Genomic DNA, 23782 nt, shown 5'->3' with positions numbered 1-23782 from the left:
CTCCGCCCACGAGTGGGACAGGTGAAGGGGGGTGGTGAGGGTGTCCGACGGTGATCTGGTTGCCGAGCTCTACGCCGGCTGTTTCCGACGCCTGGTGGTCCAGCTCTACGCGGTGACCGGCGATCTGTGCGAGGCGCAGGAGGCGGTCCAGGAGGCGTTCACCCGGGCGCTGGCGGCACCTGGCCGGCTCACCCGCCTCGACAACCCGGAGGCGTGGTTACGTCGGGTCGCGGTGAACGTCTCCCGTAGTCGTCACCGGCGGCGGCGGGTGCTGGACGGACTGCTGCGTCGGATCGGCCCGCCGCCGGCGGTCGCCGACCGCTCGCCCGAGCACCTGGCGTTGCTCGCCGCGATGCGTGAACTGCCCCGGGGGCAGCGGCACGCGCTGGCCCTGCACTACCTGGTCGACCTGCCGATCGACGAGGTGGCGGCGACCCTCGGCGTTTCGCCGGGCACGGTGAAGTCCCGGTTGTCCCGGGGCCGGCAGACGTTGAAGGCGCTGCTCACCGACTCAGAGATCAGCGAGAGCATGAACATCGGGAGGATCGATGTCCAAACCTGAGTTCACCGGCTTCGACGTCGACACCATCGCCGACGCGGTGCGCCAGCCACCCCTGGACGACATGCGGACGGCGGCGCGGGCCCGGCGTCGGCGGCGTACCAATGGGGTGGCGCTCGTTCTGGTTGTCGCCCTGGCCGGCGTGGTGATGCTGCCACTGGTCGGCAACACCGGCCGGGGTGGATGGACCGGTCCGGACCAGCCGCCGGTCAAGCCGGACCGCAGTGGCCAGCTCTTCCTGACCGGGCCGGAGTCGGCAGTCGTCGCGGGGATGTGGGACGCCGACGAGGGTTGCTTCACGGTGCGGTTCCGGCACACCGACGACGGCGGGCGGAGCTGGACCGATGACGAGATGACCCGGTACCGCACCACCAACCAGTGCGGACTTGATGCAGAGGGAAATCCGCTGGCCCACCCGGAGCTCTCGGTGCTGAGCGAGCGTTCCTACCTGGTCCGGGATGGTGACCAGCTCCGGCTCTCCACCGACTACGGCCGCACCTGGCGGGACGCCGAGCAGGCCATGGTGACGGTGCCGGCCTTCCCGGCGAGTGCGCAGCCGGTCTTCTGTCAGTGGGGCCAGGGCTGCGGGGCGCTACGTGAACCGTTGGCGGTCTCGTCGACGGGGACGGTCTACCGGCTCGGAGGCAAGCAGCCGTCGCCCTATCCACCCGCGATCATCTATCCGAGCACGGACGGCACCATCTGGGCGACCTACTGGCCGGGTGACCTCGGCGTCATGGTGGTGGCCCGGAGCGTGGACCGGGGAGCTTCCTGGACCACCTGGCAGCCGCCCGAGGGGGCGGACGTGATCGCGTTAGCCGGGGTCAGCGCGCAGGAGGCGTACCTGTTGATCGGGCCGCCAGCGTCGGCCGGTGCCCAGCCGACGAGGGTCGAGGGCACGGCGCAGCTGCTGCGTACCACGGACGGGGGGCGAACCTGGGCGGATGTGGGCACCAACCTGCCCAACTCGTTGGAGAACCGGTTCCTGGTCGTCGGCTCGGACGGGTCCCTGCTGCTCGTCGAGACCGGAAACCGGCAGCCCACCGGCAACAGATCCACGGCCATGATCAGCCTGGATGCCGGGCGACACTTCAAGACGGTCCGCGAGTACGACCGACGCGACGGGAGCGTCGGTGCCGCGCCCGGATACGCCTGGCTCTACGGCCGGGACGACCTGACGGTTGGCGGCGCGGACCACGTGCAGTTGACCCGCGACGGCACCGCCTGGACGCGCCTACCACTCCCGGACTGAGCGCGGGTACGAAGCGGGGCCGGTGGCGTGGTGCCACCGGCCCCGCTTCGTCGAACCGTCAGCTGGTCGGGACGACCAGATCCACGGACATGCTGCCGCTGGCCGGGACGGTGAACCGGGCCAGCTTCCGGGTGCCGTCCGGCTGGGTCGCCAGGTAGCGACCGTCGAACTGCTTCTCCCCGAGCGAGACGTTGTAGGTGAAGAAGATCCGCTGCGGACCCTTGAGGCGGATGCTGTACCGCCCGTCGGTCAGCCAGGTGCTGCCCGCGATGTCACCGGTGTCGACGTTGCGGGCGATGACGAACCCACTGGTGAAGGGGGTGCCGTCGGGCGTACGGAAGGTGCCGGTCAGTTGGACGCCCTGGTCGAGCTGGACGTTGTGGGTGGCGGCCGCCCCGGCGGTCACCGGCACCGGAGTGGCGGTGAACCGGCTCGGCTTGTCGCCGGACCACACGCTCGCGTACGGGTTGGCGCCGACCACCACCGGCCAGGCGTACGGGCCGAGCCGTTCGAGGGTGTAGACGCCGTGCTCGTCGGTGCTGGCGTCCTCCGCACCGACCCCGGGGTGGGCGGTCAGCACCGACACGTCGGCGTTCTGCACCGGCTTGCCGGCCGGGTCGGTGACCGTGCCGGTGACCGTGCCGGCCCGGTCCAGCCTGATCTGCGGCCCGGTGGCGATCTGGCCGACGGTCGCGGTGACGACCGCTGCCTCCCGCTCGTCGCCGCTGCCGCCGTCGACGCCTACCCACTGGCGGCCGTAGTTGTCGTCCCGCGGCACCGCGAAGAGCTTGTAGCTGCCGGCGGCGAACGGCCCCACCGTGATCTTGCCGGTCTGGTCGCTGCAGTAGCCGTAGCCGTCCGAGAGCTTCGCCTGCTTCGGCAGGAACGTGTCCAGGCAGATGTCCGGCACGGGCGTGCCGGTCTGCCGGTCGACGACGGTGGTGCTGATGAGCGCGCCGGGCCGCATCTTCACGGTCAGCTTGGTGTCGCGGTCCGCCTTCACCCGTACCCCGGTCACCTCGCGGTTGAAGTGGAGCCGGTCCTCCGCGTCCAGGTAGATGGTGTGGCTGCCCTGCGGCAGGCCGGTGACGGTCACCGTGCCGGTGCCGTTGCTGCAGACCGACTGGGCGCAGAAGTTGGCGATTGGGGCCCCGCTGACCGAGTCGACCGCCCGCACGGTGACCGAACCGGTGCCGAGCAGGCTGTCCGTGATCCTCGTCTGCTGCCCGCCGCGTACCTCGACGCGGTCGGCGTCCTCGTAGGTCAACTTGCCGCGGTAGTACTGCTGGCGATCACCCGCGTACAGGCCGACGAGGTAGGAGGCCGGCAGTAGCTGCACGGTGAACTCACCGTTCGCGTCGGTCTCCGTGTACGCCCCGCTGGCGCCGCCGCCGGTGCTGATGCTGACCTGCGCGTCGGTGAGCGGGGCACCGGCGGCTGTGGTGAACCGACCGCTGAGGGTGCCCGCCGGCAGCGCGGTCTCGTTTACCACTGTCGCCTCGTCCGCCTTGACCTCGAAGACGGTGGCGCTCTCCTGGTCGAGCTTCCCGGGCACGTACTGCACCTGGTCGACGCCCTCGATCGGCTGGAGGCTCAGCACGTAGCGGCCCGGCCGGGTGGCGAAGGTGTACCGACCCTGGTCGTCGGTCTGGCCCCCGGTCACGGCGCCGGTGTCGACCTCGCGGGCGTTGATGAACAGGTTCGGCATCGGGTCGCCCGCGGTGTTGACGATCTGACCGGTGAGGGTGCCGACGGCGAAGAGCTGGTCGTCGGCCTTGGCGGTGCCACCGGCGGTGACGGTCACCGGGTTGGCGTTCCAGATCGTCGCCTGCTGGCGGTAGTACTGCCCGGGCTGCTCGAGTGGGAAGTAGCCCACCAGGTAGGAGCCGGCGGGCAGCCCGGCGATTGTGTAGTTGCCGTCGGCGTCGGTGCTGGCGTTGCGGACGTAGTCGTAACTCTCCGACTCGTAGACCTGCACCAGGACCTCGGCGGCGGCGGCGCCGGTGCTGGTGCTCAGGCGTCCGCTGACCGCACCGGTTGCCGCGGCCTGAGCCGGGGTGGCGCCGGGCAGCACGAGTGCCGCCACGAGGGCACCGGCCAGCAGGGCGCGGCGAGCTGTGGTTAGCTGCATCGATGTCCCAATGTGAGGGTGGTGGGGCGACCTGAGCAGGCTTCGCCCACACCGACCCTGCGCCCCGTACGGGAATCGGTAGCAGGAGGATAGGTCACCGGCGATATCCGCCGGCAGGGCCGGTCGGACGGATCCGCACGGCCGGTCATCCCTCCTCAGCGGACTGTCACTCCAGGCCGACGCGCTCCGGGCGGGCCGAGGCGGAGCCGAGCCAGGTGTGCGGGTTGCCGTACCAGCACCAACCCAGCTTCGGTGCCCCCTGGCTGATCCAGATCGCCGGCACCCGCTTGTCGCCGCAGCGGGAGCCGACCAGCGAGAAGCACCTGTTGCTCGCCAGCGCGGCCGGGTGCAGTGTGACGAAGGCGAGACCCTCGTCGATGGTGAGCGGCAGCCGGCCCTGGGCGGTGATCCCCTCCATGGCGGTGATCGGAGGCAGGCTGCGGTACTCCTCACCCCGGTCGATGTCGAAGAGCAGGTAGGCCGACCCGGCCGGCACCTCCAACTCCTTGATCGGGTCGAAGCGCGGCAGGTCGTCGTCGGCGTAGTTGCGGTCGACGACGCCGGGCTTGCGCTTGCCGGCCAGGGTGGTGCGGCTGACTCGTTCCGGCACCCCGATCAGGTCCCGGGTGATCACCAGCAGGAACGGCACCCGGGCGTCGGTGGGGGCGGGTAGGTCGACGGTGCCCTCGATCGCCCTGGCCCGCAGCGGTGCGACCAGGTTACGGAAGGCGCTCTCGGACAGCCCCGCAAGCGCGGGGTAGCCAAGGTGCACCAGGCGGTCGAGTTGACTGTCGAACTCGGTGGCGGCGTCGAACACGGGCAGCTCCGTTCGTCGTAAGCAACGTACCGTACAACGTACGGACAGGCGCGCTTATTCCCGCCGCAACGAGAAGAGAGCCGGTCAGCGGCCCCAGTCCTGCTTCGCCGCCCGGACCAGCTTGTCCTTCAACTCCCGGGTGTGCCGCCGGCTCACCGGCAGCTCGGTGGCGTCGATCACCACGACATAGCCGGAGTTGACCAGCCGCAGCTCCGCGATCAGCTTCAGCTGCACCAGGTACGACCGGTGCACCCGGACGAAGCCGGCGTCGGCCCACCGCTCCGCCAACGTGGCCAGCGACACCCGCACCAGGTGCGACCCGTCCGCCGTGTGCAGCCGGGCGTAGTCGCCCTGCGCCTCCACCCACCGCACCGCCGAGCGGGGCAGCATCCGGGTGGTGCCGGCCAACTCGATGGGAATTGTCGGGTCCTCCTCGGTGCGGGCCAGCGCCGCCGGATGCGACGGCACCACCCGCGACCCGATCACCCGCCGCAGCGACTCGGCCAGCCGTTCGGCGCGCACCGGTTTCCGCACGTAGTCGGTGGCACCGAGGTCGAAGGCGTCCACCGCGCCGTCGTCGTACGCGGTGACGAACACGATCGCCGGTGGCCGGGCGAAGCGGCGCAGCACCCGGGCCAACTCCATCCCGTCCAGACCCGGCATCCGGATGTCCAGGAAGACCACGTCCACGTCACCGTCGCGCAGGAGCCGCAGCGCCTCGGTGGCGTCCCCAGCGGTGTGCAGCCGGGCCACCCGGGGGTCGGCCCGCAGGTGGTACGCCAACTCGTCGAGCGCGGGCGGCTCGTCGTCCACCGCGAGGACCCGGAGAAAGCCAGTAGTCACGAGCCTGCCCGTACGCCCGGGTGGAACTTCGGGATCCGCATGCTCACCTTCGTACCCGAGCCCAGCCCGGTCTCCACCACCAGGCCGAACCGGTCCCCGAAGACCGACCGCAGCCGCTCGTCGACGTTGGAGAGGCCGACGTGCTGACCCGGGTCGTCGCCCGGGTCGCCGGCGCCCCGGGCCAGCTCGGCGATGCCGGCGGTCAGCGTGGACGGGTCCATTCCCACTCCGTCGTCCTCCACCGTGATGTGGCATTCGGCGCCCGCGTCCCGGGCCTCGATGCTCACCATGCCCGTGCCCGGCTTGCGGGACAACCCGTGGCGAACCGCGTTCTCCACGAGCGGTTGCAGGCAGAGGAACGGCAGCGTCACCGGCAGCACCTCCGGGGCGATCTGCAACCGCACCTGCAACCGGTCACCGAATCGAGCCCGCTCGATCGTCAGGTACCGGTCGATCGAGCGCAGCTCCTCGGCGAGGGTGGTGAACTCCCCGTGTGCCCGGAACGAGTACCTGGTGAACTCCGCGAACTCCAGGATCAGCTCCCGGGCCCGCTCCGGGTCGGTGCGGACGAACGAACCGATGGCGGTCAGCGCGTTGTAGATGAAGTGCGGGCTGATCTGCGCCCGTAACGCGCGGATCTCGGCGCGGGCCAGCCGCTCCCGCGACGAGTCCAGCTCGGCCAGGGCGAGCTGGTTGCCGGCCCAGTGCGCGGTCTCCAGGGTGGCCTGCACCAACCCGGGCGGGGGCGGGCTGTCGGCGATGGCCACCAGCGCGCCCACCACCCGGCCGTCCGCCCCCTGCAACGGCGCGACCACCGCACCGCGGATCGGGCAGTCGACCCGGTCGCAGTGCAGTTCCTGCTCGCCGAGCACCGTCGACCGCCCGGTGTCCACCGTCCGCCGGGCCGCCGCGAGCAGTTGGTCGCCGTGGTGCGTGCCCCGCCCGTCGAGGGCCAGCAGCCGGTCGACGTCGGTGAGGGCCAGCCCGACCGCGCCCACCAGGGCACGCAGATGACGTACGGCCTTCGCCGCGCCCGCCGCGCTCAGCCCCGCCCGCAGCGGCTCGGCGGCCAGGCCGGCGGTGTGCAGCACCTCGTAGGTGGCTCGCTGGGTGGCGGTGGCGATGCCCCGGCGGGCCCGCAGCCGCAGCACCGCCAACAGGGCGGCGGTCAGCGCGGTGACGAGCGAGACGACGCCGACCACGGCGGAGAGGTTGGCGCCCACGCAGTGATCCTTGCCCCTGCGGGCCTGCGCGCCAAGCCCCTAGTAGGCGCCCTTGCGGGCGAGCACCACGCCGACCGTGCGCCACAGGATGCTCAGGTCGTACGCCAACGACCAGTTGTCGACGTAGTAGAGGTCCAGCCGGACCGACTCGTCCCAGGACAGGTCGGAGCGGCCCGAGACCTGCCACAGGCCGGTCATGCCGGGGCGGACCAGCAGCCGTCGGCGTACGTCACCGAGGAAGTCGCCGTCGTCGGCCGGCAGCGGGCGTGGCCCGACCAGCGACATCTCACCCCAGAGCACGTTGATCAACTGCGGTAGCTCGTCCAGCGAGGAGGCCCGCAGGAAGCGGCCCACCGGGAAGACCCGGGGATCCTGCTTCATCTTGAACAGCATGCCGTCGGTCTCGTTGCGGTCGACCAGGCTGGCCAGCCGGTCCTCGGCATCGACGTACATGGTCCGGAACTTCCACACCCGGAACGTGCGCCCCTCGTGCCCCACCCGGGGCTGGCGGAAGAAGACCGGCCCGGGATCGGAGATTCGGATCGCCAGGGCGATGGCCAGGAAGAGCGGGGCCAGCACCAGCAGGCCGAGGCCGGCGGCGACCCGGTCCATCAGGTTCTTGGCCAGCAGCGCCGGCCCGGAGAGGGTCGGTTCCTCGACGTGCAGCAGCGGCAGACCCTCGATCGGGCGGATGTGCACCCGGGGGCCGGCGATGTCGGTCAACTGCGGGGCGACCACCAGATCGACGCCGGAGCCCTCCAACTGCCAGGCCAGTCGGCGCAGCTCACCCGGCTCCGCGCTGGCCGACCCGCAGACGGCGATGGTGTCCCCGCCGACCTCACGGACGAGAGCAAGGACGTCGCGTCCGGCGTACACCGGGACCGGCGTGGGCATGCCTCGGGCCGCCGCGTACCCGTCGGTGATGTGGATGGCGACGGGCATCAGCCCGGCGGCCGGGCTGCGGGTGACAGCCGCGTAGACCTCCAGGCACTCGGGCAGGGTGCCGACCAGCACCATCCGGTGGGCGGCCTGGCCGGCCCGCCGCCGGATGTAGTGCAGCGCCCACCGGGCCACAAAACGGCCCCACAGGATCAACAGCAGCGCCCCGAGCAGGGCCGTGCCGACCGTCCAGCGGGACAACTCGGTCTTGGTGGCGAAGGCGAGGAACGAGACACTCGCGGCGACCGTCACCCCGGCCCGGATCACCCGTTTGAACTCGTCCGGACCCAGCCCCAGGTAGCGCCGGTCGTACCCCCGGTTGCTCCAGAGAATGGTCACCCAGCCGAGCGGCAGCAGCAGGTAGGAGACGGTGTGGAACCAGGTCGGGTCCTGCTGGGTGCCGGAGAACCCGGAGGCGGCCTGGTCGAAGAGTTGGATCGCGATCCAACTCGCGAACGCCGCCGCGCCGAAGTCGAGCAGCAGCAGGACGGCGATGTAGGGGCGGTGCCAGCGGGAGACCCGGCGACGCGACCTCGTCCACGCCGACCGAGGGACGCCGTTGTGAGACGTCGGCGTCGGCGGCTGGATCTCGAAGCTGTCGACGTGCCGCACGAGTCTGCTCCGGCCTTCGTTGGTTACCGGGCGCTGGAGGCTTGCCGTCACCTCACCCATGTCCTCCCGCATGACACGGGCCGCTCACTCGGAGTGAGGACCCGGGTCGCCCACCGTCCCAGTCTCCCACGCGGGCTCCGACCGGTCGCCGCCCCGAAGGAGATTGGCGAGCGCTGGTGCCGGTGCGATCTGGCCGGCTCCGCACCATTTCAGAAGCCGGGGACCGGGCCACTATACCGATGGATGCGCGCGTGGCCAGAACGGCGGACCGGAGGTTCCGCTCACCGTGGGCGATTCCGCTGCGTAGTCGCCGAGTGGAATTACTCACCGTACGAGTTTGGACAACCGTCGGTCAGCGAGCGGTTTGCCACCGGTCTGACACGTCGCGCAGTACTGGAGGCTGGAGTCGGCGAAGGACACCTCCCGCACGGTGTCCCCGCACACCGGGCAGGGCAGCCCGGTGCGGGCGTGCACCTTCAGCCCGGAGCGCTTCTCGCCCTTCAGCTCCGCGGCCCGCTGACCGAGGGACCGATCGACCGCGTCGCCGAGGACCTGCCGGGTGGCCGCGTGCAGGGTGGCGATCTGGGCGTCGGTGAGCCGATCGGTGATCGCGAACGGGGACAGCTTCGCGGCGTGCAGGATCTCGTCGGAGTACGCGTTGCCCACCCCGGACAGCACCGACTGGTCGGTCAGGACCCCCTTGACCTGCCCCCGCCGGCTGCGCAGTCGCTCGGCGAAGGTGGGCAGGTCGGCGGCGAGCGCGTCCGGACCCAGCTTGACCACCCCGGGCACCGCCGCCAGGTCGGTGACCAGGTACGCGGCCAGCTTCTTCTGGGTGCCCGCCTCGGTGAGGTCGAAGCCGGAGCCGTCGTCCAGGCGTACCCGGACCGCGATCGGACCCTTGCCGGGACGCAGCGGCGTGGTGGCTGGGAACGCCTCCCGGTAGTGCAGCCAGCCCGCCCGGGCCAGGTGCACCACGAGGTGCAGGTCACCTTCGAAGAGCACGTCGAGGAACTTGCCGTGCCGGCTGGCGTCGACCACCGCCCGGCCGGCGACCTCGGTCGGTGCCGGTTCGTACGTCTTCAGGGCGCTGATCGCGGCGATCTCCAGCCGATCGACGCGCCGGCCCACCGCGCGCTGTCGCAGATAACCCGCGAGCGCCTCAACCTCCGGTAGTTCGGGCACCAGTCAACGGTAGCCTTTCTTCCCGTGAGAATCGTGGTGGCGCACAACCGGTATCGGGAAGCCCAACCGTCCGGCGAGAACACCATCGTCGACTCGGAGATCGCTCAGCTCACCGCCGCTGGCGTCGAGGTGCTGCCCTTCATCCGCAGTTCGGACGAGATCCCGTCGATGTCGAAGGCGGCGAAGGCACTCCTGCCAATCTCGCCGATCTGGGCGCCGCGCGCCCAGCACGACCTGAGCCGGCTGCTCACCGAGCACCGACCGGACGTTCTGCACCTGCACAACCCGTACCCCCTGTTGTCGCCCTGGGTGGTGCGGACCGCGCACCGGCACGGCGTGCCGGTGGTGCAGACGGTGCACAACTACCGGCAGGTCTGCTCGTCGGGGATCTACTTCCGTGACGGCGTGATCTGTCAGGACTGCAAGGGTCGTGTGTTGGGGGTGCCGGCGATCAAGCACCGCTGTTACCGCGACTCGGCGGCGCAGAGCGCCCTGATGGCGACCACCCTGGCCGTGCACCGGGGCACCTGGCGCTCGGTGGACCGGTACGTCGCGCTCACCTCGGCGATCGCCGATCACCTCCGCGACTACGGCATTCCGGACGAACGCATCGTGGTGAAGCCGAACTCCGTCCCCGACCCGGGTCGGCCGGCACCGCTGGGTGACGGTTTCCTCTATATGGCCCGGCTTTCGCCGGAGAAGGGCGTCGACCTGCTGCTGGACGCGTGGCGCCGGCACCCGGTGGGTGCCCTGGGCACGCTGCGCGTGGCGGGCGACGGGGAGCTGCGCCCGCTGGTGGAGGCCGCCGCCGCCGAGCGACCCGACGTGGTCTACCTCGGTCAGCTCGACCGGGCGGGGGTGCGGGCGGCCGTCGAGGCGAGCGCGGTGGTGATCGCCGCCTCCATGTGGCACGACGTGCTGCCTACCGTGATCATCGAGGCGTTGGCGAACGGCCGGCCGGTGCTCGGCACGGCGTTGGGCGGCATTCCGTACCTGGTCGGGGCCGACGCCCCGCACGAGCCCGCCGGCACCGGCCCGGCCGCCGTCGCCTCGGCCGTCGCCGGCCATCCCCCGCCGCCGGCAGGTCCGCCTGCGGTGCCGGCCGGCCTGGTCACCGGCACCGCCGGCTGGGTGGTCCCGCCGGACCCGGCCGCGTTGGCCGCCGCGCTCCCGGTCGCGCGGGCCGGTGCCGCCGCGCTCTCCGCATCGGCCCGGCTGCGGTACGAGCAGAATTTCCACCCCGACGTGGTCACCAAGCGCCTCCTCGACATCTATGCCGGGGTCACCCGCCCCTGATCCGCCCCGCTGAGCCACCTCACCCGCTCTACGGGAGTGCGGAGCTTCAGCAGCGCCTCGGATGCAGGAACATGCCGTTTTTTGTCAAAGTCCTGCGAAATGTCAGCGATGATTGCGCCTGGCCTGCGGTAGCGTGCACATGTGCTTATCAGGTTCGAAGCCGGCAACTACCGGTCGATCGCCGAGGGTGTCGAGTTGTCGATGGTGGCGGTGGACCGCGACCGCGAGGCAGCCCGGGACGCACCCCATCTCGGCGAGAGTCTGCTGACCCGAGCCGCAATCTACGGGCCGAACGCGTCCGGTAAGTCGAACGTCGTCGGTGCGCTCGCCTGGCTGCGTGACGCGGTCGAAGACTCGCTTCGCCTGTGGGAGGACGAGATTCCGCTGGAGCCTTTCGCCTTCGGCTCGGGGTTGGCCGATTCCAGCGAATTCGTCATAGAAACTACGGTTGACGGCGTGCGCTTCGAGTACATCGTCGAACTCGACGCCCGCCATATCATCTATGAAGGGCTTTTCCACTATCCCGAGAAGAAGCGTCGCCGGATCTTTGAGCGAGAAGGTTCCGAGCTTAAGCTTCAGCGTGGCCTGGGCGCACTGTCCGGCACTCGCGAGTTGCTGACGGAACGGACACTCGCCCTGTCCGGCGCGCGACGTTTCGACGAACCGCTCGTCACGAATTTCGCCAGGGATATCCTGCGCATTCAGGTACTCGGCCAACTGCCGCGCCGGGGCCGTTCAGGAGTGTTCTACAACAGGTTTAGGCCGCGATACTCTGGCAGGGCTGACACGACCCGGTGGTTCGATGGTCCAGAGAATGACCAGCCATTGCTGTTCTCCCTCTTCAGCGAGGGAGAGGTTGTCCTCGGTGATGAGCGCAAAGAATGGTCGACCCTGAGTAGACGGCAACAGGCCTTGGCGCTGCTACGCCTTGCCGACCTGGGTATCGAAGATGTCGTCATCGACAGGCAGGAAGTTGTCTCCGGCACCGGCGAGACCATGACCCAACGTCGCCTACGTCTTCTGCACAGGTCCGGAAACGACTCCGCACCGCTCGATTTCTCTGCTGAATCGGAAGGAACGAGAACGTGGTTCGGCCTGATCGGGGCGGTGCTGACAGCACTACAGGCAGGGTCGATCGTCATCTTTGACGAGCTGGACGCGAGTCTGCACCCGACGTTGTCCGCAGAACTACTGCGGGTATTTCAGAGCCCGGTCACCAACCCCCACGGCGCTCAGCTCATCTTCACCTCACATGACACCAGCCTGCTCAACCACCTGAACCGGGACGAGGTCTGGCTCACGGAAAAGCAGCTCGACGGCTCCACCCGGCTCGGCGCGCTCGCCGAGTTCGCCGGTGAGCGGGTGCGGAAATCGCAGAACCTCGAGAGTGCCTACCTGCACGGCCGGTTCGGAGCGCTCCCCCAGGTTGACCAGACAGAGTTCCTGCGGGCGCTCGGTCTGATCGGCTGAGGAATACGATGAGGCCACGCCGCCGGGAGACGAAAGCCCTCAGGCGCACTGTCGCTCGACGTCCAGAGTTGCGGACGGTCGTCGTATTCTGCGAGGGCAAGAACTCCGAGCCCGACTACATCAACGGGCTGAAGAAGCTGCCCGAAATCGCGGACAACACCGCTCTGAACCTCGAAATCCACCCCGAACAGGGCGTCCCGCTCACACTTGTGCAGATGGCGGCCGAACGTCTTGCCGACCCGGAGGTGGACGAATGCTGGTGCATCTTTGATGTGGAATGGCCGAAGAACCACCCCAACCTGCTTCGCGCCAAGCAGCTCGCTCAGGGCAAGGGTGTGAGGCTGGTGATCTCGAATCCGTGCTTTGAGTTGTGGCTCATTCTGCATAACCGTGGGTACACCCGGTTCATCAGCACGGCCGAAGCGGAAAGTTTGAGCCGCAGCCTTGACGGCCGCGCTGGAAAAAGCATCGACAGTAGCGTCTACCTGCCGCTCCGAAAGCAGGCGGCCCGCCGCTCCGAGCAACTAGAAAAGCGTCACAAAAACAATGACAGCAATTTTCCCGACGACAACCCGTCCTCCGGCATGCATCACCTGCTAAGGGCGCTCGGCGCAATCTAGGCGAGAACTGCGAGTGCTGAGGCAAGCGGCAACGCCACCGGTCAGCCCGACCGTCGACGTGCCACAGGGTCCTTACAGGGAGGCGCGGGCGGAGAAGGCGATGCTGGCCAGCAGGAAGCCGCCGTTGACGATCGTGAACGCGACGATCACCCAGAGGACCAGCGCGGGGGCCACGGCGAGCACCAGGGCGGCCACGAAGACCACCGCGCCGTAGTCGCGGACCAGCTTCACGAGGCGTACCGGCAGTGAGGTCGAGGTGACCATGCTGGCGGCGTTCGGGCCGGCCTGCATCACCGAGGTGACCAGGTTGACCATCCAGGTGCCCGCGAACGTCGCCACCAGCCAGGTCGGGGTGGACGGTTCCTGCGCCACGGCGGTGGCGGCCAGCGCGGCGACCAGGGCGATCTGCGCGGCCACGTCGCAGAGCACGTCGACGCGGGCGCCGGCCGCGCTGCCCTGGCCGGTCACCCGGGCGAGCTGCCCGTCGGCGCAGTCCAGGGAGTACGCCACCTGCCAGCCGACCAGCGCGAGCAGGCCGACCACCCAGGCCGGTGTGTCGCCGGCGGCGACCGGACCGGCGAGTGCCACCACGGTGACCGAGGTGGCCAGTCCGAGCACCAGGTTGGTGATCGTCAGCGCCGTGGGACGCAGGCCGAGACGCTGGGCGACGAGTGCGAAGACGGCGCCCAGCCACTGGCTGATCGACTCGCTGAACAGGCCGCCGCCCCGGTTCACCCGGTGGAAGTCGGCGACGGTGGGACGGGGGTCAGCCAAGCTGGTCGCGGATTGCACCGGCGTAGTCTGCCAGCCGCTCCCGGGTCTCGGTAGGCGACAGCGCCAGGTGTTCCAGGATGGTGTACCGGTCCGGTCGGGTACGCGGCGCGAACTGCACCGCCTCCACGAACTGGTCGTCGCTGAGCCCCACCTCGGCGGGGAGCCGGGGCAGACCGTGCCGGGCCAGGCAGGCCGACATCTCCCCGAAGCGGCGCAGGTCCCCGCGCAGCCAGGTGCAGAACAGCGCGCCCAGCCCGGCCAACTCACCGTGTGAGGCGGTGCCGGGGAAGAGCGCGTCGATGGCGTGCATGATCTCGTGGCAGCCGCCACTGCACGGGCGGCTGGTGCCTTCGATGGCCATCGCCAGGCCGCTGGAGATCAACGCCTCGGCCAGCACGGTGACGAAAGCGTCGTCGGCCATGTCGCCGGGGTGGTTGAGCACCGCTTCGGCACCTGCCCGCGACAGCGAGGCGGCGAGCCCGTCGAACGGTTCGACGCGTACCCGGCGGGCCAGTTCCCAGTCGGCGAGCGCGCTGATGTTGCTGATCACGTCGCCGATGCCGGCCCGGTTGTGCCGGTCCGGGCCGCTCTCCACGAAGTCCAGGTCGACGATCACCGCGATCGGGATGTGCACGCCGTAGGAGCCCTTGAGCCCGTCGGTGATGAGGCTGGCCACCGGGGAGGCGATCCCGTCGTTGGCGAGACTCGTCGCCACCGACACCATCGGGAGGCCCCGGCGGGTCGCCGCGTACTTGGCCACGTCGATGGTCTTGCCGCCACCGATCCCGACGACCGCGTCGTACGACCGGGCGCGCAGTTTGCCGCCCAGGTCGTCGGCGGCGTCCAGCGTCCCCCCGGAGACGGTGAAGACGTCCGCCGTCCGCAGTGACGGTCGGATCAGCTCCGCGATCTGGGTGCCCTGACCGGGTCCGACCACGACCGCGACGTCCCCACCGGCGGAGATCCGCCCGTCGGCCAGGATCGCGCCCAGGTCGGCCACCGCCCCCCGCCGCACGTCGATGTGCAGTGGGGTGAGGACGCTCCGAGCTAGTAGCGGCACGCGATCTCCCGCGCGCGGGCCAGGTCGGCGTGGTTGTCGACCTCGACCCACGGGACGTCACCGATCGGCGCCGCCCGCACCTCCCCGCCCCGGTCGGAGAACTCCTGGTAGCCGTCCTCGTAGTAGAGGTTCGGGTCCCGCCGCCAGGTCGCCTCCAGCGCGTCGGCGAGGGCGTCGGCGACCTGCGGCTCGATGAGCGTCGCGCCGATGTACTCCCCGTACGCCTCGCCCGGGTCCATCAGCTTGGTGATGCGGGTGAGCTGGCCGGCGGCGTCGAAGGTGGTCTTCATCTCCTCCTCGGCCAGCGGCTTGAGGGTGTCCACCGCGAGCAGGATGCCCGGACCGCGCTCGGCCAGCAGGGTCTTCTCGATGCTCACCGGGTGCACGGTGTCCCCGTTGACCAGCAGCACTCCGCGCGCGAAGTACTCCCGGGCCAGCCAGAGCGAGTAGGCGTTGTTCCACTCCTCGGCCTTGTCGTTGTGCACGAGGGTGAGCGTGACCCCGTACTTCTTCTCCAGGTCGGCCTGCCGCTCGCGGACCGCGTCCGCGGCGTAGCCGACCACGATCACGATGTCGGTGAGCCCGACCTCGGCCAGGTTGCCCAGCGCGATGTCCAGGATCGTCGTCTCGCCGTCCACCGGCACCAACGCCTTGGGCAGGGTGTCGGTGTACGGACGCAGCCGTCGTCCCGCTCCGGCCGCGAGCACCATTCCGATCATCGCGACATCCTCCCTCGTCCTGCTCCCCGTCACCGCTGGAGGATAGCGCCGGCCGGCCTCGCCGCTCCGGCCAACCGGGTCAGCCGGGCAGCGCGGCCAGGTCGGCGAGCATGGTCAACCGCTCTTCCGCGCTGAGCACGGAGTACGGGCCGGCGGCCCGTCGGTCGGTTTCCAGCTCGATGGCGAGCCGTTCGGGGCCGGACGGCAGGGCGGCGATGCTGGACGCGGTGTGCCCGGCGGCGGCCCAGGCGTCGGCGTGCGCGTCGGCGCGGTGGTAGCGCAGCGTGCCGAGCCGGTTGAGCAGCAGCACACCCGGAGGGGTGCCGTCCGGTTCGTAGGGGGGTGCCAGCGCGGCGAAGGCCGAGCCGCCCCGGTCGCCGTCGGTGTCGGCCAGCACCAGGGCGTACGACAGCAGCCGGCCGAGCAGCGCGACCAGCCGGGACACCCGCTCGTCGTGCCCGGCCCACAGCTCCTCGGTGACCTCCGCGTGCACCTGGTACAGCTCGGTGAGGAAGGCCGCGCCCCGCTCGGTGGCGGAAAGCGCGCCGTCCGGGCGGCGGTGGAGCATCCCGTGCGCCACCTGCTTGTCGACGGTCCGCCGGCAGACGACCGGGTCGTGGTACCGGGTGATCGCCGCGAACCCGGCCCCGTCGACCGTGCCACCGGGTGCGGCCAGCCGGGTACGCAGGTCGACAAGGAAACCGGTCGCCGTCACTCCGCCGTAGCGCTGGCTCAGCTCGGCGCCTCCGCAGTCGCGGCCGGCCAGCATGCCGGCGCGGAAGACCCGGTCCACGGCCGGGGCGAGCAGCCCGGCGACGCGGTGCGGCGCCAACTCGACGGTGTTCACAGACCGATCGACCGCAGGACGGCGAAGCCCTCCTCCGCGATCCGTCGGATCAGCCCGTCGTTGATGTCGCGGTGCTCGTCCAGTACGGCCACCTCGTGCTCGGCCAGCCAGCGGAACTCGGTGTGCTTGCCGACCTCCAACGTCGGGCGGTCCAGGTCACCGTCGACCCGGACCAGGAAGTCGTACTCGGTCCGGGCCAGGCCGTCGTCACCGACGTAGCTGTACTCGCCCACCTGGCCCAGGACGTGCGAGAGGGCCCAGCCGGTCTCCTCGGTGATCTCCCGGCGCAGCGCCTCGTCGATGTCCTCGCCTGGTTCGAGGTGGCCACCGACGATGTCCCAGCAGTCGGGGAAGAGGCGTCGGTGCGGTGAGCGGCGCTGGAAGAAGATGCGACCGTCGTGGTCGACGATCAGCGCGCCGGCGCAGCGCAGGGGCTCGGTTGACACGCTCCGACAGTAGCGAGCGCCCGCTGGTACGGCGATGTTCGGTCTTGTCCCGGAAACATCCACGGACGACCATGTCCGTACCGGAGGCCACCGTCCCAAAGGAGTGATGTGTGATGCAGGTACGGGATGCCATGTCCAGCCAGGTACTCGTCGTCGGTCCGGAGCACACGCTCCGCCAGGCGGCCCGGATGATGTCGGCCCGCGGTGTCGGGTCGGCCGTCGTGATCGACCCGGACTCCGAGGGGGTCGGGATCATGACCGAACGAGACGTGTTGAAGGCCATCGGCGCTGGCCTGGACTGCGACGTGGAACGCACCGGGGCTCATCTGACCTGGGACGTGGTCTACGCGGGGCCGGAATGGACGGTGGCCGAGGCGGCCGCCGCCATGGCCCGTGGTGGATTCCGGCACCTGGTGGTGCTGGACGGCCGCGAGGTCGCCGGGGTGATCTCCGTGCGGGACATCATGCGGGTCTGGTCGGAGAGTCAGGTGGGGGCCACGACCTGAGCCGCGCAGGTGTGGCGGGCCGGATCGACGGGTAAGGATCCCCTGCGGGCGCGGAGGTGCCGTGGCCCGCGAGGGAGGGCCCGATGCGTGACGCGGAGCGCCTTGTCGAGCAGCAGTACGCCATGCTCCTGTCGCGGGACGTGGCCCGTCTACCTGACCTCTACGCCCCGGAGGCGTTCTACGCCATGCCGGGTGTGACGGTCCGCCCGATCGAGTTGCCCGCGCTGCTGCGTACCTGGACCGGTGCCTTCCCGGACCTGCGGGTGGACCCGATCGGCGCGGTCCGTACGGGCGGTGGGGCGGCCGTCGAGCTGCGCCTGACCGGCACCCACACCGGCACGCTGCACTCGCCGTACGGCACCGTCGCCCCCACCGGCCGGCTGGTGAGCTGGGAGGTGGCCGACGTGGTCCGGGCTCGTCATGGTCAGATCACCGCCTGGCGTTCCTACTTCGACTGGAGCCAGCTCCTCGACGCGCTCGGCGTGCAGTTTGAGGGACTTTCCCGGGTGGCGCACCACGACGCGCTCGCACTTCCGGTCTGATCTGTCGCCGACCGGTGGGGTCGGGTCACCCGTCCCGGTGGCTCAGGATGCGGACATCGCCGTGCCGTCCGCGCGTGCCCCGTCGCCGCCCGTACGCTCAACATCCATGACCGCCGAGCAATTGATCTCCTTTGCCCGTGGGGCTCCCTCGCTGGACATCGTCGATGTCGAGGGGCTCAAGGCCGCCGCCGTCCGCGCCTTCGACGCCGACCCCGCTGGGGTCACGGCGTACGGCACCTCCGTCGGCTACCTTCCGCTGCGGAAGTGGATCGCCGACAAGCACGGCGTCCAGGCCGACCAGGTGCTGGTCACCAACGGGTCGCTCCAGGCCGACGCGTTCCTCTTCGACCACCTGGTCCGCCCCGGCGACGCGGTGGTCGTGGAACGCCCGACGTACGACCGGACGCTGCTCAACCTCCAGCGCATGGGCAGTGAGCTGCACGGCATCGCCGTCCAGCCGGATGGCCTGGACACCGCCGAGCTGCGCAAGCTGCTGGAGTCCGGGGTGCGGCCCCGGCTCGCGCACGTCATCCCGAACTACCAGAACCCGGCCGGCATGACGCTCTCGCTGGAGAAGCGTCGGGAGTTGCTCGACCTGGCCGCCGAGTACGAGTTCACGATCTTCGAGGACGACCCGTACGCGGACGTCCGGTTCCGTGGCGAGGCGTTGCCGTCGATGCTCTCGCTGGACACCCGCAACGTGGTGGTGCACGCGTCGAGCTTCACCAAGACGGTCTGCCCCGGTGTGCGGGTCGGTTACCTGGTCGGCCCGGCGGACCTGATCGCCGACATCGCCAAGAACGCGACGAGCCTCTACATCTCGCCGGGCATGGTGTCGCAGGCGATCGTGCACCAGTTCTGCGTCTCCGGTGACATCGACCGCTCGATCGAGACGGTCCGGGCGGCGCTGGGCGAGCGGGCCCGGGTGCTCGCCGAGTCGCTGCGCCGGCACCTGCCGCAGGCGCGGTTCGTGGAGCCCGACGGCGGCTACTTCCTCTGGGTGGAGTTCCCGGAGGACGTGCTTGTCGATCGGCTCGCCCCGGCCGCGGCCGAGCGTGGGGTCGCCGTGGTCAAGGGCAGCGACTTCGTGCTGGAAGGTGGCCGGCACGCCCTTCGGTTGGCCTTCTCGGCGGTGACCGCCGACAAGATCGACGAGGGTGTCCGCCGGCTCGCCCAGGCCGTCGAGGCGATCCGTAGCTGAGCTGTCGGGTTCCCGACAGAACGACGACGCCGGCCGCCTCGGGGCTCCCGCCCGGGGCGGTCGGCGGCCCACAATGCTGCGAGCGTCACCCATCAGCTGTGACGGAGGTCAGTCGCGACCTTCGGACCGGCGGCGACCTGGGTGCCGCGGCAGCACAACCTCCCGCCCCCACAGGTGCCGGGTGGGCCGTGTCGTCCCCGCACACCCCCCGATGCGGCCCGGCCCGCCCGGCGCCGCCCCACGCGACCGCCGTCACACGTGACCCGGACCGCGGTCGGCGTAGCCTGCAAGCCGCAGCCGAGCGTGGGAGGTGACGCGATGACGGATCGCACAGAGCGGGACCGGACGGCACCGCCGACCACGGGTCGGGTGCTGCGGCCCCGGGCGTGGCCCTCCCCGGTCCGGGCGATGACCCGGATCCTCAACGCCGACGGCTCGCCGCCCGTGCCGACGCCCACGGGCACCGACCGCAGCGCCGTGGTCGACTGCGCGCTCTACGTCGACGGCAAGCGGCAACCCGGCGACTGGACGTACGCCGACGCGCTGACCGCGGCCCGCCGCGAGGAACACGGCTTCGTGTGGCTCGGTCTGCACCAACCCGAGTTGGCCGAGATGACCGCCATCGCGGAGACCTACGGTCTGCACGAGCTGGCCGTCGAGGACGCGGTGAAGGCCGAGCAGCGCCCGAAGCTGGAGCGGTTCGGCGACGTCGTCTTCCTGGTGCTGCGTACGGCGCGGTACTGCGAGCACGCCGAGTTGACCGAGAACTCCGAGGTCGTGGAGACCGGCCAGGTGATGCTCTTCATCGGCCCGAACTTCGTGATCAGCGTCCGGCACGGGGATGCCTGCCGGCTCGCCCCGATCCGCGCCGACCTGGAGACCAAGCACGATCTGCTGCTGCACGGCCCGTGGGCGGTGGCGTACGGGGTGACCGACCGGGTGGTCGACCTCTATCTGGAGGTGGCCGAGCAGATCGAGGACGACCTCGACGTGCTGGAGGCGGAGGTCTTCGACCGGCAGGGCCACGGGCGGATCCAGCGGATCTACCAGATGAAGCGGGAGTTGGTGGAGTTCAAGCGTGCGGTGGTGCCGTTGCAACGGCCGCTGATGACGCTGACCTCCCAGGTCAACCGGGACGTGCCCAAGGAGATCCGCAAGTACTTCCGGGACGTGCAGGACCACCTTAGCCGCACCGTGGAGCAGGTGAACTCCTACGACGACCTGCTCAACTCGATCCTCCAGGCGCGGCTGGCCCAGGTCACCGTCGACCAGAACAACGACATGCGCAAGATCGCGGCCTGGGCGGCGATCGCCGCGGTCTGGACCTCCATCGCCGGCGTCGAGGGCATGAACTTCGACAACATGCCCGAGCTGAAGATGACGTACGGCTATCCGGTGGCCCTGGCCCTCATGCTCGGCGTCTCACTGGCCCTCTACCGCTGGTTCCGCCGCAACGGCTGGCTCTGACCGCACGGCGCTGCTCGCGCGGAAGCGCCGACGAGCGGGGGCAGCCCGCTCGTCGGCACCTGAACGCGTTGTCGCTGGTCAGCGGCGGCCGTTGGTGCGGGCCGTGTCCTTGCCCAGTGCCTTGGTGAGGTCGTCCGTCGGCCGACCGGTGACGTCCGTGGCGCCCTCGGAGACCGAGGGGACCTTGTCGGTCGGGCGGATCCCGGTCTGCTTCGCCGGGGCGGTGGTGCTGGCGCTGCTGCCGCCGGCCACCGCCGAGCTGCCCGCGCCGGTCATCCCCGCCGCGCCGGTCATGGCCGCCCCGTCGGTCCCCTTGGAGGCGGACGGCGTGCGCACCTCGATCGAGTCGACCTCGTCGCGCATCGGCTCGAGGTTGCGCGTCGGGTCGTACTCGGCCCACTCCTGCTGCTCCCGGCGGCGGCGCATCGCCACTGCGCCGGCCAGGCCGGCGACGACACCCGCGGCCAGCAGGCCGGTCATCATCGAGCCGCGACGGCGCGGCTGCTTCTTCTTACCGGTGATCCGCATGGTCTTCGACTTGGCCTTCCTGGTCAGCGGCCCTGCCTGCGCGGCGCCGTCACGGGCCGCCGCGGCCAGCGGTGCCAGCGTGGTGAGTGTCGTCCCCCAGCCGGTCGACGCCTGGTCGCGAACCCTCGCCGCAGCCGGCCCGACGTAGCCCCGGGCCACCTGGACCCGCGGACCGACGGTCGCGCCAGCACCCTTCGCGGCGTGGTTGGCTGCCTGCATCAGGTGGCTGATGCTCTGGTTCAGCTCGGCCTTGGCCAACTGCCCCTGGGACTTACGCCGCCCGAATCCAAACACGGTCCTACCTCCTGGGAGTTGTTCCTTCGTCATCCTCCACCTTCGGATGCCTCCGCGATGCCAGATCGGGCACATGGGAGGATCCGCATGGAACTGACCAACGAGTGAGGAGTACCCGTGGCCGAGGCTGTCTACGCCACCCTGCACACCAACGCTGGCCCGATCCGGCTGGAGCTCTTCCCCAACCACGCGCCGAAGACCGTCCGCAACTTCGTCGACCTGGCCGAGGGCAACCGTGAGTACACCGACCCGCGCACCGGTCAGCCGGGCAGTGGGCCGTACTACGACGGCACCATCTCGCACCGGGTGATCAGCGGTTTCATGGTCCAGATGGGCGACCCGACCGGCACCGGTCGGGGCGGACCGGGCTACAAGTTCGCCGACGAGTTCCACCCGGAACTGCGGTTCGACCGTCCCTACCTGCTGGCGATGGCGAACGCCGGACCGGGCACCAACGGTTCGCAGTTCTTCATCACCGTGTCCCCGACGCCGCACCTCAACAACCGGCACACGATCTTCGGCCAGGTTGCCGACGAGCAGTCGGTGAAGGTCGTCGACTCGATCGCCAGCACCCCGACCGGCCCGAGCGACCGTCCCCTCCAGGACGTCGTCATCGAGCGGGTCGAGATCGAGCAGTCTGCTTCCTGAGCGATTCGCGAGGTACCTTTGCTCGCATGATTGAGCGCTCCGGAGCACCGCACCGGCCGGAGTCGGTGGATCGCGCGGCGGTTGACGGAGGGTCGGCCCGGTGAGCGAGTCTCCGCCGACCACCCCGGTCTGCTACCGGCACCCCGGCCGGGAGACCTATGTCCGGTGCACCCGCTGCGACCGGCCGATCTGCCCGGACTGCATGCGGGAGGCGTCCGTCGGGCACCAGTGCCCGGAGTGCGTCAACGAGGGACGTCGCAGTGTCCGGCCGGCGCGTACCGCCTTCGGTGGCGGTGCCGCCGGCCGGCACGGCTACGTCACCAAGGCGCTCATCGCGCTGAACGTGCTGCTCATGCTGCTGTCCATCGCCTCCGACCGGGGTGGGGACGCGGCAGCGGGCGGTTCCGGCTTCGGCGGGTTGGCCGGCGGCGAGACACCGCTCACCCTCTGGGGCGGCGTGCTCGGCTACGCCTCCTACGTTCCCTTCGGCCCGGTGCACGGGGTCGCGGCAGGTGAGTGGTACCGCCTGGTCACCGCCATGTTCCTGCACTACGGGTTGCTGCACCTGCTGCTGAACATGTGGGCGCTGTGGGTGCTCGGCCGCGAGTTGGAGGCGGTGCTGGGTCGAGTGCGTTTCCTCGCCCTCTACCTGATCGCCGGCCTGGGCGGCAACGTCGCGGTCTTCCTGTTCAGCGCCGCCAACCAGTCGCCAACCGTAGGCGCGTCGACGGCCACCTTCGGGCTCTTCGCCGCGATCTTTGTGATCATGCGACGTCTCGGCCACAACACCTCGGCGATTGTGCCGATCCTCGTCATCAACCTGGTCTTCACCTTCGCCGTTCCGGGCATCTCGATCCCCGGGCACCTGGGTGGCCTGGTGGTCGGCGCGCTGATGGCGCTGGTGCTCGCGTACGCGCCGCGTGGTCGACGCACGCTTGTGCAGGTCGTCGGCGGCGCGATCATCCTGCTGATCCTGCTGGGCCTGGTCCTCTTCCGCACCGCCGCCCTGCTCGGTTGACCTCTCGATCGAGATCTTGGAAGGAAGGTGCCCCTGGAGGGGCGGTTTCCTTCCAAGATCTCCGTGTCAGGAGCGGCGGGCGACGCGTAGCGCGGCGGCGACCTCTTCCGGTGTGGCGCCCAGGTCGTATCGGCCGAAGAGGTGCAGTGACTCGCCCGCGTCGATCTCCAGGACCTCGGACGTGAGCCCCAACCGCGGTCGCCGGTCCACGGCGATCGCCTCGATCGCCGCCCAGGGCAGCAGTCGGCGACCAGCGAACCCGCGAATGACGGTCAGCCCTGCCTGATCCACCGTCAATCGGACCGGTGCGATCAGGTCGCGTACCGCCCAAACGGCCAGCGCGGCGGCGGCCAGGACGGCCAGCACCAACCGCACCGGGTCGCCGTCGGCGAAGAGCAGCCCGAGCGCGACCAGCAGGACCCCACCGGCCAGCTTCGCCGCCGGTAGGCTCGCCGGCACTCGCCACTGCCGGACCGGGGAGATGTCATCCACCCGCCCAGCATGCCAGCGGCTGCCGGCTACCGGCAGTGCCGGCCCGGTCCGCGGGTCCCGGCCCGGCAGTCCCGGCCCGGCCCGGCAGTCCCGGCCCGGCCCGGCCCGGCAGTCCCGGCCCGGCCCGGCAGTCCCGGCCCGGCCCGGCAGTCCCGGCCCGGCCCGGCAGTGCCGGCCCGGTCCGCGGGTCCCGGCCCGGTCCGCGGGTCCCGCCGGCCCGGCAGTCCCGGCCCGGTCCGCGGGTCCCCCGCACCACCGGCGCGGGCGCACCGGAGTGCCGGCAGAGGGAGAGC

General features: G+C 70.5%; 24 protein-coding genes. 11 read left to right on the top strand and 13 right to left on the bottom strand.

Translation table 11 applies throughout. The annotated features are described in order from the left end of the window. Positions 1–40 precede the first annotated feature (40 nt). Positions 41–562, top strand: a complete 522-nt coding sequence (locus AB0C25_RS28605; RefSeq protein WP_357377199.1) for a sigma-70 family RNA polymerase sigma factor — start codon at positions 41–43, stop codon at positions 560–562. Further along, positions 549–1811 carry a hypothetical protein gene (locus AB0C25_RS28600; protein ID WP_357377198.1) on the top strand — a complete coding sequence of 421 codons (1263 nt, stop codon included), beginning with the start codon at positions 549–551 and terminating at the stop codon, positions 1809–1811. Before AB0C25_RS28605 ends, AB0C25_RS28600 begins: the two co-directional genes overlap by 14 nt. A 58-nt stretch (positions 1812–1869) precedes the next feature. Here the strand turns inward: AB0C25_RS28600 and AB0C25_RS28595 are convergent, their stop codons facing one another. The 6 genes from AB0C25_RS28595 to AB0C25_RS28570 all read right to left on the bottom strand — a co-directional run bounded on the left by AB0C25_RS28595 (position 1870) and on the right by AB0C25_RS28570 (position 9561). Beyond that, complete coding sequence (locus AB0C25_RS28595; protein WP_357377197.1) at positions 1870–3942, bottom strand: carboxypeptidase regulatory-like domain-containing protein; 2073 nt, start codon at positions 3940–3942, stop codon at positions 1870–1872. Between the two features lie 166 nt (positions 3943–4108). Then, positions 4109–4759 (bottom strand): DUF5701 family protein, encoded by a 651-nt coding sequence (locus tag AB0C25_RS28590; protein ID WP_357377196.1) that lies wholly within the window; start codon positions 4757–4759, stop codon positions 4109–4111. A gap of 84 nt (positions 4760–4843) precedes the next feature. Then, positions 4844–5602, bottom strand: a complete 759-nt coding sequence (locus AB0C25_RS28585; protein WP_357377195.1) for a LytTR family DNA-binding domain-containing protein — start codon at positions 5600–5602, stop codon at positions 4844–4846. Then, entirely contained in the window at positions 5599–6825 is a 1227-nt protein-coding gene (locus tag AB0C25_RS28580) for a histidine kinase (RefSeq protein ID WP_357377194.1), read from the bottom strand. Before AB0C25_RS28580 ends, AB0C25_RS28585 begins: the two co-directional genes overlap by 4 nt. Positions 6826–6864: 39 nt before the next feature. Further along, positions 6865–8436, bottom strand: a complete 1572-nt coding sequence (locus AB0C25_RS28575) for a sugar transferase (protein ID WP_357377264.1) — start codon at positions 8434–8436, stop codon at positions 6865–6867. Positions 8437–8700: 264 nt separating this feature from the next. Next, entirely contained in the window at positions 8701–9561 is an 861-nt protein-coding gene (locus AB0C25_RS28570; RefSeq protein WP_357377193.1) for a DNA-formamidopyrimidine glycosylase family protein, read from the bottom strand. 24 nt (positions 9562–9585) lie between these two features. On the opposite strand from AB0C25_RS28570, the gene AB0C25_RS28565 reads away from it, so the two are divergent. From AB0C25_RS28565 to AB0C25_RS28555, 3 genes are all read left to right on the top strand, one after another. Then, positions 9586–10857 (top strand): glycosyltransferase, encoded by a 1272-nt coding sequence (locus AB0C25_RS28565; RefSeq protein ID WP_357377192.1) that lies wholly within the window; start codon positions 9586–9588, stop codon positions 10855–10857. Positions 10858–10998: 141 nt separating this feature from the next. Further along, the gene (locus AB0C25_RS28560) at positions 10999–12327 is read left to right on the top strand and encodes an ATP-binding protein (RefSeq protein ID WP_357377191.1); all 1329 of its coding nucleotides are present in this window, start codon (positions 10999–11001) and stop codon (positions 12325–12327) included. Positions 12328–12395: 68 nt separating this feature from the next. Then, positions 12396–12947, top strand: coding sequence for an RloB family protein (locus AB0C25_RS28555; protein ID WP_357377190.1), 552 nt, complete (start codon positions 12396–12398; stop codon positions 12945–12947). Between the two features lie 72 nt (positions 12948–13019). Here the strand turns inward: AB0C25_RS28555 and AB0C25_RS28550 are convergent, their stop codons facing one another. From AB0C25_RS28550 to AB0C25_RS28530, 5 genes are all read right to left on the bottom strand, one after another. Beyond that, the gene (locus tag AB0C25_RS28550; RefSeq protein ID WP_357377189.1) at positions 13020–13739 is read right to left on the bottom strand and encodes a CDP-alcohol phosphatidyltransferase family protein; all 720 of its coding nucleotides are present in this window, start codon (positions 13737–13739) and stop codon (positions 13020–13022) included. Continuing rightward, complete coding sequence (locus tag AB0C25_RS28545) at positions 13714–14781, bottom strand: iron-containing alcohol dehydrogenase family protein (protein WP_357242710.1); 1068 nt, start codon at positions 14779–14781, stop codon at positions 13714–13716. Before AB0C25_RS28545 ends, AB0C25_RS28550 begins: the two co-directional genes overlap by 26 nt. Continuing rightward, positions 14769–15500, bottom strand: coding sequence for a phosphocholine cytidylyltransferase family protein (locus AB0C25_RS28540; protein ID WP_357242706.1), 732 nt, complete (start codon positions 15498–15500; stop codon positions 14769–14771). The genes AB0C25_RS28545 and AB0C25_RS28540 overlap by 13 nt, the downstream gene beginning before the upstream one ends. A 79-nt stretch (positions 15501–15579) precedes the next feature. Continuing rightward, positions 15580–16347 carry a hypothetical protein gene (locus AB0C25_RS28535; RefSeq protein ID WP_357377188.1) on the bottom strand — a complete coding sequence of 256 codons (768 nt, stop codon included), beginning with the start codon at positions 16345–16347 and terminating at the stop codon, positions 15580–15582. Then, positions 16344–16793 carry an NUDIX domain-containing protein gene (locus AB0C25_RS28530; protein ID WP_357377187.1) on the bottom strand — a complete coding sequence of 150 codons (450 nt, stop codon included), beginning with the start codon at positions 16791–16793 and terminating at the stop codon, positions 16344–16346. The genes AB0C25_RS28535 and AB0C25_RS28530 overlap by 4 nt, the downstream gene beginning before the upstream one ends. A 113-nt stretch (positions 16794–16906) precedes the next feature. Between AB0C25_RS28530 and AB0C25_RS28525 the strand changes: the two genes are divergently transcribed. The 4 genes from AB0C25_RS28525 (at position 16907) to corA (ending at position 20509) form a co-directional block, all read left to right on the top strand. Continuing rightward, positions 16907–17299: a CBS domain-containing protein gene (locus AB0C25_RS28525; RefSeq protein WP_357377186.1), complete on the top strand. Its 393-nt coding sequence runs from the start codon at positions 16907–16909 to the stop codon at positions 17297–17299. An 83-nt stretch (positions 17300–17382) separates the two neighbouring features. Beyond that, the gene (locus tag AB0C25_RS28520) at positions 17383–17841 is read left to right on the top strand and encodes an ester cyclase (protein ID WP_357377185.1); all 459 of its coding nucleotides are present in this window, start codon (positions 17383–17385) and stop codon (positions 17839–17841) included. Positions 17842–17947: 106 nt separating this feature from the next. Beyond that, positions 17948–19042: a PLP-dependent aminotransferase family protein gene (locus AB0C25_RS28515; RefSeq protein WP_357377184.1), complete on the top strand. Its 1095-nt coding sequence runs from the start codon at positions 17948–17950 to the stop codon at positions 19040–19042. A 318-nt stretch (positions 19043–19360) separates the two neighbouring features. Continuing rightward, positions 19361–20509, top strand: coding sequence for a magnesium/cobalt transporter CorA (gene corA / locus AB0C25_RS28510; protein WP_357377183.1), 1149 nt, complete (start codon positions 19361–19363; stop codon positions 20507–20509). Between the two features lie 78 nt (positions 20510–20587). Here the strand turns inward: corA and AB0C25_RS28505 are convergent, their stop codons facing one another. Next, on the bottom strand, positions 20588–21364 hold the full coding sequence (locus tag AB0C25_RS28505) for a hypothetical protein (RefSeq protein WP_357377182.1): 777 nt from the start codon (positions 21362–21364) through the stop codon (positions 20588–20590). 84 nt (positions 21365–21448) lie between these two features. Between AB0C25_RS28505 and AB0C25_RS28500 the strand changes: the two genes are divergently transcribed. Together AB0C25_RS28500 and AB0C25_RS28495 are read left to right on the top strand one after the other, a co-directional pair. Then, the gene (locus AB0C25_RS28500) at positions 21449–21979 is read left to right on the top strand and encodes a peptidylprolyl isomerase (protein WP_357377181.1); all 531 of its coding nucleotides are present in this window, start codon (positions 21449–21451) and stop codon (positions 21977–21979) included. Positions 21980–22079: 100 nt separating this feature from the next. Then, entirely contained in the window at positions 22080–22997 is a 918-nt protein-coding gene (locus tag AB0C25_RS28495; RefSeq protein WP_357377180.1) for a rhomboid family intramembrane serine protease, read from the top strand. A 66-nt stretch (positions 22998–23063) separates the two neighbouring features. Here the strand turns inward: AB0C25_RS28495 and AB0C25_RS28490 are convergent, their stop codons facing one another. Further along, positions 23064–23489: a PH domain-containing protein gene (locus AB0C25_RS28490; protein WP_357377179.1), complete on the bottom strand. Its 426-nt coding sequence runs from the start codon at positions 23487–23489 to the stop codon at positions 23064–23066. Positions 23490–23782: the final 293 nt, after the last annotated feature.

It is taken from the genome of Micromonospora sp. NPDC048839 (genome assembly GCF_040649915.1).
Lineage (GTDB): Bacteria > Actinomycetota > Actinomycetes > Mycobacteriales > Micromonosporaceae > Micromonospora.
Note: the sequence above shows the minus strand (reverse complement) of the source record. Positions and strands in the feature narration are given on the sequence as shown.

Coding starts and splice junctions, on each gene's coding strand:
- AB0C25_RS28540 (WP_357242706.1), bottom strand. CDS start 15,500: ATGATCGGAATGGTGCTCGCGGCCGGAGCGGGACGACGGCTGCGTCCG.
- AB0C25_RS28520 (WP_357377185.1), top strand. CDS start 17,383: ATGCGTGACGCGGAGCGCCTTGTCGAGCAGCAGTACGCCATGCTCCTG.
- AB0C25_RS28525 (WP_357377186.1), top strand. CDS start 16,907: ATGCAGGTACGGGATGCCATGTCCAGCCAGGTACTCGTCGTCGGTCCG.
- AB0C25_RS28575 (WP_357377264.1), bottom strand. CDS start 8,436: ATGGGTGAGGTGACGGCAAGCCTCCAGCGCCCGGTAACCAACGAAGGC.
- corA (WP_357377183.1), top strand. CDS start 19,361: ATGACGGATCGCACAGAGCGGGACCGGACGGCACCGCCGACCACGGGT.
- AB0C25_RS28505 (WP_357377182.1), bottom strand. CDS start 21,364: ATGACGAAGGAACAACTCCCAGGAGGTAGGACCGTGTTTGGATTCGGG.
- AB0C25_RS28515 (WP_357377184.1), top strand. CDS start 17,948: ATGACCGCCGAGCAATTGATCTCCTTTGCCCGTGGGGCTCCCTCGCTG.
- AB0C25_RS28595 (WP_357377197.1), bottom strand. CDS start 3,942: ATGCAGCTAACCACAGCTCGCCGCGCCCTGCTGGCCGGTGCCCTCGTG.
- AB0C25_RS28600 (WP_357377198.1), top strand. CDS start 549: ATGTCCAAACCTGAGTTCACCGGCTTCGACGTCGACACCATCGCCGAC.